The sequence below is a fragment of the Acinetobacter stercoris genome, assembly GCF_900323515.1.
In the GTDB taxonomy this organism is placed as follows: domain Bacteria; phylum Pseudomonadota; class Gammaproteobacteria; order Pseudomonadales; family Moraxellaceae; genus Acinetobacter; species Acinetobacter stercoris.
Map to the genome: position 1 here is coordinate 1 of NZ_OOGT01000135.1, position 10,785 is coordinate 10,785.

A 10,785-nucleotide genomic window follows, 5' to 3' on the forward strand; every position below is an offset into this window, starting at 1 on the left:
ACAATACATTAAGTATTTTTTTATTTCATACATGTTTTACGCCTTTAGTCTTATTTTTTTTATGAATATGTGCTTTAATACGGCAACTTTTTTTCATACTTTTAATCTTAGTAATGTACCACGTTGTTGAGATTTTACTTTGTGCAGCAACCTGCACACATTTGAGATAGGCCGCCCCATGACCCAAGTGAACGCACCAGAATTCGTTCGTCATCCCAAGCTAATTGCATGGGTTGAAGAAATTGCTAAATTAACCAAGCCTGCAAAAATTGAATGGTGTGACGGTAGCGCTGAAGAATATCAACGTCTTGTTGATTTAATGATCGCTAACGGCACTATGCAAGCCCTAAACCAAGAAAAACATCCAGGTTCTTATTTAGCAAATTCTGACCCATCTGACGTTGCTCGTGTTGAAGGTCGTACTTTCATCTGTTCTGAAAAACAAGAAGATGCAGGCGCGACAAACAACTGGGAAGCTCCAGCAGAGATGCGTGCCCGTTTAAATGGTTTATTTGATGGTTCAATGAAAGGACGTACTTTATATGTAGTTCCATTCTCTATGGGACCATTAGGTAGTCACATTGCACAAATCGGTATCGAATTAACAGACTCTCCTTATGTTGTTGTTAGCATGTCAAAAATGGCACGCATGGGTAAAGCTGTTTATGATGTACTTGGTACTGATGGCGAGTTTGTACCTTGTGTTCATACTGTAGGTGCCCCACTTGAAGAAGGTCAAAAAGATGTAGCCTGGCCTTGCAACCCTGAAAAATATATCGTGCACTATCCAGAGACTCGCGAAATCTGGTCTTATGGTTCTGGTTATGGTGGTAATGCGTTACTTGGTAAAAAGTGTCTAGCTTTACGTATTGCGTCATCTATGGGTCGCCAACAAGGTTGGTTAGCTGAACACATGCTTATTCTTGGTGTGACGAATCCACAAGGTGAAAAACACTATATTGCAGCTGCATTCCCTTCTGCTTGTGGTAAAACCAACTTTGCGATGTTGATTCCACCTGCAGGTTATGAAGGTTGGAAAATTGAAACTGTAGGTGATGACATTGCCTGGATCAAACCAGGTGAAGATGGTCGCTTATATGCAATCAATCCTGAAGCTGGTTTCTTCGGTGTGGCGCCTGGTACCAATACCAAGACTAACCCGAACTGTATGGCTACACTTCATAAAGATGTTATCTATACTAACGTTGCTGTTACTGACAACGGTGAAGTATGGTGGGAAGGACTTACCAAAGAAGCTCCAGCCAACCTGACTAACTGGAAAGGTCAACCACACGTTGCAGGCGAAAAAGCAGCTCATCCGAATGCCCGTTTCACTGTTTCTGCAGCACAATGCCCTTCTATCGACGCTGACTGGGAAAATCCAGCTGGTGTTCCGATTTCTGCATTCATCTTCGGTGGTCGCCGTGCAGACACTGTTCCGTTAATCTCGGAAGCATTTGACTGGGTTGATGGTGTATATAAAGCTGCAACTATGGGTTCTGAAACTACAGCAGCAGCTGTAGGACAACAAGGTGTTGTCCGTCGTGACCCATTCGCGATGCTTCCATTTACGGGTTACAACATGGCAGACTACTTCAGCCACTGGTTAGAACTTGGTGAAGAAGTTGGGGCCAAAGCAGCACTTGCTGGCAATAAACTTCCTAAAATTTACAATGTAAACTGGTTCCGTCGTGATACAGAAGGCAACTTTGTATGGCCTGGTTTCGGTCAGAACATGCGTGTTCTTGAGTGGATCATTGATCGTTGTGAAGGTCGCGCAAATGCTGTAGAAACACCGATTGGTTTAGTTCCTACATATGATGACCTTAATTGGACAGGTTCTGATTTCACTAAAGAGCAATTTGATCTTGTAACTTCACAAGACAAAGAGCAATGGGTGAAAGAGATCGAAAGTCACACAGAGCTATTTAACAAGCTAGGTGAGCGTTTACCTCAAGCACTTAAAAACCGCCAAGCAGAACTTCTTGAAGCAGTTAAAGCAGAAAAAGTCGCTTAATAGCACCATTTCATTTAAAACAAAGAAGGCCGTTAAACACGGCCTTCTTTGTGCTGTAGCATCTATTATCTATTAAATAAAACAAGTAAAAAATAAGTAGAATCTCTAATCGTTTATACAACGCCTTTTTTACCTTCAATAAACCTAGAGCAAGCTTCATAATTTAGTATTATCAGCACCATAAACTCAGCGCTTGGGTAACACGTATTTTTATCTCAATCTCTATAAAGTGACGAAAATATGCCTACAATTTAATTTTCAAGCCATAAAGAGATTAACCAATATATAAAGGTCGCATTTTAGCGACCTTTATTGATTTACATACTTTCAAAGAATGAGAAATGAGTTCCAACTCAATATTAGATAATTACTCTTTCGCCGATTCATCCGGAGGAACTTCTGTAATTTTTCCACCACGAGCTAAAAATGCTGCAACCTCATCTTCCAATGTCTGACGTTGTTTCTGTTTCGCAGTTACAGTCAAAGTTTCCGCTTCAGCCAAATCCGAGTCAGAAATACTGTCTTCCGAATCCGAACCACCTTTTTCAGCAGCTTTTGCCTCATCATCATCTACTGTGGTGTCTTCATTTTCATCGTAATCATTCATATCCGTCATTCTTTACTCCCCATTAATGACTTACAACAATCTAGCGATTTTGTTGTACGAGATTTACCGAGAAATGTACCAAGCTCTTTGCATTTCGCAAAGAGCTAAATTAAAAAAAACAGTATTTTTTTTAACCAAATTCGTAATCATTTTTAAATGGATGCTCAAAAATAACACTTAAACTGCATAACGCGTTGCTTTTAACGACTGCAAACCATTCGCCTGTTGCATGAATGTATCTTTAAAGACTCTAAACTTATCGACCTGATTCATACCCAGATTACGTGCCCATATAACTGGAAACACTTCTTGAGTCTCGATCCAGCCAATTGCAGACATACTATGCATCATCGCCAGATTTTCTCCACGACGCATGTGCTCATAACGTTTCAATGTCTGTTCATGCGCCCAAACACCGCGCTTTCGATCATGCAATAGAACATCACACAATACTGCAGCATCCAGAGTTCCAATATTCACCCCTTGCCCAGCCAAAGGATGAATCACATGCGCAGCATCACCAACCAATGCCAGTCCATCTTTCACATAATGCTGTGCAGAACGTGCTTTTAAAGGAAATTTGGCACGAGATTGAACCTCCAGCACCTCACCCAGCATTTGCTGGCTTTCTAGTGTTAAAAGTCGTCTAAAAGCTTCGTCATCCAGATCAGAATACTCATCAGCATAATCAGATGGCAGTGTCCACACAATTGATTGCCAATACCCGTTTTGTTCTGGATTCAGACTCGCCATGGGCAGATATGCTAGTGGGCCTGTTGGCAAAAATATCTGCCTTGCAACATATTGATGAGGTTTTGATGTTCGAATCGCACAGGTTACACCCGATTGTTTATAATCAAGAATATCCAGCCCTATCATCGCCTGATCACGTACAAATGAATTTGCCCCATCAGCACCGATCACAAGTCTTGTTTTTAAGGCTGTTCCATCTGCCAATTGAATGCACCAATATCCAACAGCTTTCTCAACTCGTACAACTTTTACTTCGGTACGATAATCATCTATTTTTTCAAGCATTTCTTGCTGTATTGCAAGATTGATTAAACTTGGTTCAACCATCGAGCCTAAACTTTGAGATAAACTCGGCTCATTTTGCGATGCATGACCAAAGTTTATTTCACCATAACCGTTTTTATTCCAGACATGCATACCTGTATACGGCATTTGACGAGCAATTTTGTCCCAGACATTTGCTGTTTTTAGTAAATGTATTGTTGCCTGACTGAGTGCCAAAACACGTGGATTTGGAGCTGCAAGTACAGAAGTCGCATTCAAAACAGGTGCTGCATCTAAAACAGTTGCCTGCCCCCCCCCCTGAGCAAGAAGTAAAGCAGTTAACCCACCAACTAATCCGCCACCAACGATAACGACATCCAAAATTTCATTCATGCTTTTAACCCCATTGCATAATTAGCAACCAAAGGTTTAATACCTGGAATCACATCAAAAGCAACCAGACCAGTATTACGAAGAAGTTTTAATATCGGATTGTTATTACTAAATCCACGTACGACAGAGTCACAGAACCTGATTACACGTTGCTGATCTTGTAAACGTGCTTGCTCATAGGCTTTGAGCATTTCAGGTTCACCTATATCATTAGAATTTTCTAATTGTTCTGTGATAAAGCGAAGCAATACAAATGCATCGCGTAAACACAAATTAAAACCTTGCCCCGCTACTGGATGAATCGTATGTGCTGCATTCCCCATGATGACCACTCGACCAACTGCCTGTTTATGTGCAAGGACTTGTGAAAGTGGAAAACAGAAACGCTGACCTGTTTTTTCAAACTTCCCAGCTCTATCGCCATAAGTTTTTTGCAATGCATCTAGAAAATGCTGATCATTTTTTTCACCAAGCCACTCACTTTCAGTGCCTTTCTTCACAGGCCATACTACTGAACGACGATACTCACCTGGCAATGGTAAAAGTGCTAAAGGACCTAACTCACTAAAACGCTCAAATCCCACCTGCTGATGCGGTTTAGACGTCTGAACCGCCGTAACAATTGCAACCTGATCATAGTCATGTACATCGACTCCAACACCTAATGCTTGACGGCAGAATGAGTCACGGCCATCTGCTGCAATCAAAAGCTTTGCTGATAATGTTAACACCTCATCATCACGTTTGGCTTCAACACATGCCAATTCAGCATCTTGAGTTAGGGAAGTAACTTCCACACCATCAATAAGCTCAATCAAAGGTTGTTTACGGACTTCTGTCAAAAGCACCCTTCCAAGCCATGCATTCTCTATGACTTGACCAAAACTTTCGACCCTCTCCTCATCAGCAATCAATCGAGCCTTACCGAAACTACCTTGCTCAGTAATATGAACCTGTAAAATTGGTGTCGCATGCTCCTGAAGCGCATTCCACAACCCCAATTGCTGATAAATTTGTACACTACGACGCGATAATGCAGTATTACGAGCATCAAAGCTTGAGTGATAAGGTACCACTTCATTTCCATCAAATTCCGGATATTTAATGGCTTCCAAAAGCTGGACATGGATGTTGTGCCTGGCAAGCATTAGCGCCATGCTAAGCCCAACCATACCACCACCAACGATAATTACATTATGTTCTGACTGTGTTTCGCTTTGCATTGTATTCCCCAATGATTTTATAAATTTTTAATGCGTATTCAGGGTCTTGGCATTTGCCATAAGTTTTTCAATATCTTCAACTGTTTTTACAACATTTGATGTTAGAACACGTGGTCCATTTGTAGTTACCACAACATCATCCTCAATACGAATACCAATTCCTCGCCATTTAGGATCAACAGTTTCATCATCAGGTGCAATATATAATCCTGGTTCAACTGTCACCACCATACCTTCTACATAAGGACGCCATTCACCATCAATCTTATAACGCCCCACATCATGAACATCTAAACCAAGCCAGTGACCAGTTCCATGCATATAAAACTGGCGATAGCTTTCGTTTTCAATAATTTCATCAAGTCTGCCTTTCATAATACCCAAGTCAAGCAAACCCTGAACCATGATACGTACAGCAACTTCATGTGGTTCTTTATAGGAATTACCAATTTGAATCACATCAATCGCCGCCAGTTGTGCATCTAAAACAATATTGTAAAGCGCTTTCTGTTCCGGACTAAACTTCCCATTTACAGGAAATGTACGGGTAATATCTGACGCATAGCAATCATACTCACATGCTGCGTCAATCAATACCAGATCGCCGTCTCTGAGTTCCTGATTATTTTCCACATAATGTAAAATACAAGCATTTTCCCCACCACCAACTATACTGTTATAGGATGGTACACAGCCATTTTGTCCAAAAATATAGTTTAACTCTGCTTCTAAAGCATACTCCATCATACCTGGACGTACAGCTTGCATTGCACGTGTATGAGCTTTCGCACTAATATCCGATGCTATTTGCATCATCTCGATTTCTTGCTGCGTTTTATGTAAACGCATTTCATCCAGCAAACGATCAAGTTGAATAATATGTGCTGGTGAGGAGCTACCTTTACGTTGATAAGCTTCTGCTTGCTTCATCCAGGTCATAACACGGGTATCAAACTCATTACGCTGCCCAACACGATAAAATAGTTTTTGTTTATTCAGTAATTTGCCAATAATTTCTTCATCTAATAAATCTATCGCATAAGCTTCATCTGCATCATATTGTTCTAATGCGCCATCTACCCCGGCGCGATAACCATTCCAGATTTCCATTTCACGGTTTCGTTCACGGCAAAACAGACTATACGTATAATTTCCGTCTTCATCACCCGTTTCAATGACAGCAACTGCTTCAGGTTCTGCAAAACCAGTTAGATAATAAAAACTACTGTCAGCACGAAATTTATAGTCTGCATCATTATTCCTCATCACCTCTGGGCTAGTTGCAATAATTGCAATACTATTAGGTCCCATAAGGTCTGCAAGTTCATCACGGCGTTCTTGAAAATCGGCTTGGGTTAGTTTCATTCTCTATTCAGCTTCAATTTAAAATGATTATTCATTTAAATGACCAATACATTTAGAGAGGCAATAATTTATAAGTGGATCAGGACATATAACCATACTTATAATTCATGCAACAGCTAAGCGCATTGGTCCTTTAAATCCAGCTAATCACTCTCCCTTATAAAAATAGATAAGTGATCAGCAGGCAAAGATATTTCTGTTTTAATCCTAACTATAACTAGCTTGGACGATGTGGTGTGAACATTTCCACCACATTTTCAGTGTTTACTACTTCTGGCTGTTGATGAGTCTTCGCATGAAAGTGTTGTAATAATGAACTTTCTGCAACTGGTACTTTTTTCCGGCCAATAGATAAACTTACAGGAATCAATCGAACAAACTCGTAAAGCTCCTGATAGCTCATCTCTCCTTCTTCATCATTATCTGACTCATCAAATTCTACTGCTGCAACATCCTGTAAATGTTCTATCAGTTCTTGTTCATCAGTACGAATATGTCCTGAAGCCAAACCAAAACCAAGCACAACACCTGCACACCAATCAGCTAATGACTGAACACGCTCCATAAGGAAATGTTCATCATCTGGCAGCATTGGAAGATAATCAAGCTCATCATCAGACAATGCATGAGCAACATCTTCAGCTTCGTCCGTCAATAAAGCCAGAGCTTCATCATCTAACTTAGGGACATTTAGTGTAGATAAAATTTGTAACCATTCATCACGTGTTGGTGCTTCAGTAACACAAACAATACCTGTTAATAAGCCATGTAACTCACTTGGGCTTGAAATTTCTTCAATCCCATCAAAATTTTGGCTCCAATCACTCCAACCTGAAATATCATCTTGCATTCGCTTATCCAATCTCTATACTTCTGTATATATTACCTTTGATTGCAAATCTGTGCGACCACGTTATGTTAGAACAATTACAGCGTTTACAAGCGCATTTTGGCGTTTTAAAAACCCGACTTGATCATCTTGTAAAAGAAAATGACTCACTGTTAAAGCAGAAAGACAGTAGTGATGAACAGCATCACACTCAAATTACTCAAAAAAACAGTATCATTACACAAAAGCAAGATGAAATTGAACGCCTGAATGATCAAGTGCAACAACTTCAGGATCAACTGAAAAACCTCAATTCTGATGCGACTGCTCTTGCGGATCGTTATGGTCGTTTGGAGAAAAGTTGTACTGATTTAAAAAATCGTTTCCAGGAAATTCTGGCTGAGCGTAATGAGTTACGCATCGTGAAAGAAAAAATGCTGAATGAACAACGCCATGCCAGTCAAGAGATACAGGATCTGAAAAATGAGCGTGAACGTCTGATCCAGAAAAATGATCACGCCAAAAATAAGGTTGAGGCCATTATTCAGCGTTTATCCATTTTAGGAACAGAACAAGACCAGCATGCTCAGGAAATCGCTCAGCTTGCCCATCCAACTGATGCAAATGAGGAGGCATAATCATGTCTGAACACGTAACAGTTGAATTACGCCTAATCGAACAAACTTTCCGTCTCTCTACTACCGTTGAGGAAAAGGCGGATTTAGAACGTGCTGGTCAACTTCTAAACGAAAAATTTCAGGAATTTCGACGCAAGGCTCCCAATGTTGAACACAATAAACTTGTCATCATGGTCGCTCTTGAGCTCATGCAAGAAGTTCTTGCCATGAACAAATCCTTACAAGAATATTCACACTGTGAACGTTTACTGAGTAGCATTCTGGAAGATGTTGAAAAAGCGGTTTAAAATCGCTTTTTCTTTGTGCATCTACCTTGTATATATGCGCAAAAACAATGCAATTCAGCAGATATAGATTTGCCAAAGAAACAATTTTCGCTATACTAAATATAACTCTGGGATGTTCGCCAGCCGGTCTGATTCCCCTGAGCCGATATCTACATCTTCGGATCGCGTTCTGCATATTTAGAGCGTATGCCTGCCCTGAGCAGGAAACCCAGCAAGTATGCGTCGCGTCCACCTTGAACTTTAGGGTTCAAGGGTAACGACATGCAGCGGCATCTTCGGAGTTATTTAAGTTAACTATGTAAAATTTATTATTATAATATTTACTGATATTTTATCTAAGTCTCTATTTTTTTATTTCTAAAGTAAAAACAGTCTCTAATACTATTTTACTAAAGACTGTCTGATCAAGTATCAATCACTAAAAATATCATTTAGCTGCTTATAAATAGACTCTTTATATAGCATTAAACGACGTCGAATAATTGCACCAAAGAAATCTGAATTTTCCTCAATCTCATTAAACAATAGCTTTTCTTTATTCATCATCTCGATATCATATAGTAAAGGTGACGACTGCAGATTTTTAAGCTCTACATGACCTATGATATTACTGAGTGATTTATAACTCTGATCTACCTTATAATCCTGTTCAAGATCACCATGGAATTCATTTTCCCAGACCACAAAACTATTACCAGAGAAAAGTTGGGCAAGCTTGATCAACTCCCTGTAGCAATCATTAAAATCCTGATTTCCTGCTAAAGGTACATGAAAATAAATTTTCCTATTTTCTTCTTTAAATAGATTTAAAATATCACTGCCTTTAATATAGTTAATAAAATTGATATGTGTACTTGAACCACTATCAATTAAAAAGCAACTATCTTTTAACAATATTGTCTCAAACATAGGATCATAATATGACCTTGAATCAAGGTTGCCATTGAGCAATTTCGTTTCAAGCTTATGTGCATTTAATCCCTTGAAAGAGACCAAACCATCATTTAAAGGATCAGCATCAAAACAAAATACTGACATACTTTCACGAAGGTACTGTATCAATAATCTGGAAATAAAAGATTTACCAACCCCACCCTTGGCTTGAGTCACTATATGTATAGAATTTTTTGCCAAACTCATTAACTTTCCTCAAATATAAATTCAAATAAAATGTCTTATTTATACATTGCTGCAATTTTTTGATATGTATCTAAAATTTGTTGATGTTCCACATCATCTTCACGACTTGAAACATCTTTCATCTCATTATTTTTTACACATTCTGCTGTAATAGAATCTTCTTTTTTAATATCAGTACCTTCATCGTATTCATGTGAAAGTTGATGTTCATTTTGCTGCGAAGATATATTGAACACTTCAAACATGTCTGCTAACTCTGTTCCTGATAATAATTCATCAGCATCTTTTATATTTCCAGTATCTTCCGTTCCAGTATTCTGCTCAGTTATCTCATGAGTCATAGAGACGATAGATGCATCATCATTATTCCCAGTCTGTTCAATTAATAGATTATTTTCTACAGCAACTTCTTGAGTAGTTACTGAAGCTCGTATTGAGCTGGATTTATCTAACGGATTGATTTCATCATCTGAGTCAGTACCTATCTGTTCAACTGAATTGAGTAATAATGAATCCTGCATCACCAATGGTTCAACAATGTCAGCTTCAGCTTCTTTCTCAACATTGTTAATCAAAGTAGGCTCAATAACAGGTTGCTGCTCTTCCAATAAAGCTATAATAGATGATTGATTATCTTCATTTATGTTTTTAACATATTCAGGCTGGGCCAATAACCCTTGCTCTTTTTGCTCTAAGCTTTCACTTATATAAGACTTGGTTGTTACTGCCGATTCGGTTTCCTGTGACAGATTTTCTAATACAGGTTCTTTTGTATCTGCTGCTGCAACATTCACCGCCAAATCAGCCTTCTGAACAATGTCTTGTTGATCAGATGTTGTACTCATTGGATGGGCTTTCACATCCATTTTCAATACCGGACGTTTTAACTTTATCGAACGAGTCACTTGATCTGATGATACTGATGCCAAACTCCGTCTGGGATAACGTATTTCTGGCGTCTGATTTTCTTTAGAAGTCTCTTGATCCACAGATACAGGAGGTTTATTAAATTGAACATGCTCTGCATCTTGAATAGGATTCGTATCAATTAATAATTTTTTGTCCACTGGCGTCTCCCTATTCTTTTTTAAAAAAGCTAAATTTTTACCAACATATAAATACTTCTTAATAATAATTTGAATAAAAATACAAATAGGCATCATTAAGATAATAAATACTGAAAAATAAAAGGCTATTTTAAGTTCTATATTCATTTTGATTCTATAATGCAAAAATAATCTACTTAATTAAAAGTATAATAAATCACAC

The 10,785-nt window shown here is 38.8% G+C and carries 10 protein-coding genes and 1 other RNA gene; 4 read left to right on the top strand and 7 right to left on the bottom strand.

The window, feature by feature from the left end:
• The first annotated feature begins 178 nt into the window (after positions 1–178).
• A complete protein-coding gene (locus KPC_RS13250; protein WP_121974838.1) occupies positions 179–2,017 on the top strand; it encodes a phosphoenolpyruvate carboxykinase (GTP) in 1,839 nt (612 codons plus the stop codon).
• A 367-nt stretch (positions 2,018–2,384) separates the two neighbouring features.
• Here the strand turns inward: KPC_RS13250 and KPC_RS13255 are convergent, their stop codons facing one another.
• The 5 genes from KPC_RS13255 to KPC_RS13275 all read right to left on the bottom strand — a co-directional run bounded on the left by KPC_RS13255 (position 2,385) and on the right by KPC_RS13275 (position 7,472).
• The gene (locus tag KPC_RS13255) at positions 2,385–2,633 is read right to left on the bottom strand and encodes a hypothetical protein (RefSeq protein WP_121974839.1); all 249 of its coding nucleotides are present in this window, start codon (positions 2,631–2,633) and stop codon (positions 2,385–2,387) included.
• 168 nt (positions 2,634–2,801) lie between these two features.
• On the bottom strand, positions 2,802–4,034 hold the full coding sequence (locus KPC_RS13260; RefSeq protein ID WP_121974840.1) for an FAD-dependent monooxygenase: 1,233 nt from the start codon (positions 4,032–4,034) through the stop codon (positions 2,802–2,804).
• On the bottom strand, positions 4,031–5,257 hold the full coding sequence (gene ubiH / locus KPC_RS13265) for a 2-octaprenyl-6-methoxyphenyl hydroxylase (protein WP_121974841.1): 1,227 nt from the start codon (positions 5,255–5,257) through the stop codon (positions 4,031–4,033). The genes KPC_RS13260 and ubiH overlap by 4 nt, the downstream gene beginning before the upstream one ends.
• 27 nt (positions 5,258–5,284) lie before the next feature.
• Complete coding sequence (gene pepP, locus KPC_RS13270) at positions 5,285–6,622, bottom strand: Xaa-Pro aminopeptidase (protein ID WP_121974842.1); 1,338 nt, start codon at positions 6,620–6,622, stop codon at positions 5,285–5,287.
• A gap of 217 nt (positions 6,623–6,839) precedes the next feature.
• Positions 6,840–7,472, bottom strand: a complete 633-nt coding sequence (locus KPC_RS13275; protein WP_121974843.1) for a UPF0149 family protein — start codon at positions 7,470–7,472, stop codon at positions 6,840–6,842.
• Between the two features lie 65 nt (positions 7,473–7,537).
• On the opposite strand from KPC_RS13275, the gene KPC_RS13280 reads away from it, so the two are divergent.
• The 3 genes from KPC_RS13280 (at position 7,538) to ssrS (ending at position 8,662) form a co-directional block, all read left to right on the top strand.
• Positions 7,538–8,089: a hypothetical protein gene (locus KPC_RS13280; RefSeq protein WP_121974844.1), complete on the top strand. Its 552-nt coding sequence runs from the start codon at positions 7,538–7,540 to the stop codon at positions 8,087–8,089.
• A gap of 2 nt (positions 8,090–8,091) precedes the next feature.
• Entirely contained in the window at positions 8,092–8,376 is a 285-nt protein-coding gene (locus tag KPC_RS13285) for a cell division protein ZapA (RefSeq protein WP_121974845.1), read from the top strand.
• Positions 8,377–8,477: 101 nt separating this feature from the next.
• Positions 8,478–8,662: non-coding RNA, 6S RNA (ssrS, locus tag KPC_RS13290), on the top strand.
• 125 nt (positions 8,663–8,787) lie between these two features.
• Here the strand turns inward: ssrS and KPC_RS13295 are convergent.
• The gene (locus tag KPC_RS13295) at positions 8,788–9,516 is read right to left on the bottom strand and encodes a nucleotide-binding protein (protein WP_121974846.1); all 729 of its coding nucleotides are present in this window, start codon (positions 9,514–9,516) and stop codon (positions 8,788–8,790) included.
• Between the two features lie 35 nt (positions 9,517–9,551).
• Entirely contained in the window at positions 9,552–10,730 is a 1,179-nt protein-coding gene (locus KPC_RS13300; protein ID WP_121974847.1) for a hypothetical protein, read from the bottom strand.
• Positions 10,731–10,785: the final 55 nt, after the last annotated feature.

Bases quoted from the DNA above. Each gene is read 5' to 3' on its own strand.
- pepP (WP_121974842.1), bottom strand. From the start codon at position 6,622: ATGAAACTAACCCAAGCCGATTTTCAAGAACGCCGTGATGAACTTGCA.
- ubiH (WP_121974841.1), bottom strand. From the start codon at position 5,257: ATGCAAAGCGAAACACAGTCAGAACATAATGTAATTATCGTTGGTGGT.
- KPC_RS13260 (WP_121974840.1), bottom strand. From the start codon at position 4,034: ATGAATGAAATTTTGGATGTCGTTATCGTTGGTGGCGGATTAGTTGGT.
- KPC_RS13295 (WP_121974846.1), bottom strand. From the start codon at position 9,516: ATGAGTTTGGCAAAAAATTCTATACATATAGTGACTCAAGCCAAGGGT.
- KPC_RS13300 (WP_121974847.1), bottom strand. From the start codon at position 10,730: ATGAATATAGAACTTAAAATAGCCTTTTATTTTTCAGTATTTATTATC.
- KPC_RS13250 (WP_121974838.1), top strand. From the start codon at position 179: ATGACCCAAGTGAACGCACCAGAATTCGTTCGTCATCCCAAGCTAATT.
- KPC_RS13285 (WP_121974845.1), top strand. From the start codon at position 8,092: ATGTCTGAACACGTAACAGTTGAATTACGCCTAATCGAACAAACTTTC.
- KPC_RS13275 (WP_121974843.1), bottom strand. From the start codon at position 7,472: ATGCAAGATGATATTTCAGGTTGGAGTGATTGGAGCCAAAATTTTGAT.
- KPC_RS13280 (WP_121974844.1), top strand. From the start codon at position 7,538: ATGTTAGAACAATTACAGCGTTTACAAGCGCATTTTGGCGTTTTAAAA.
- KPC_RS13255 (WP_121974839.1), bottom strand. From the start codon at position 2,633: ATGACGGATATGAATGATTACGATGAAAATGAAGACACCACAGTAGAT.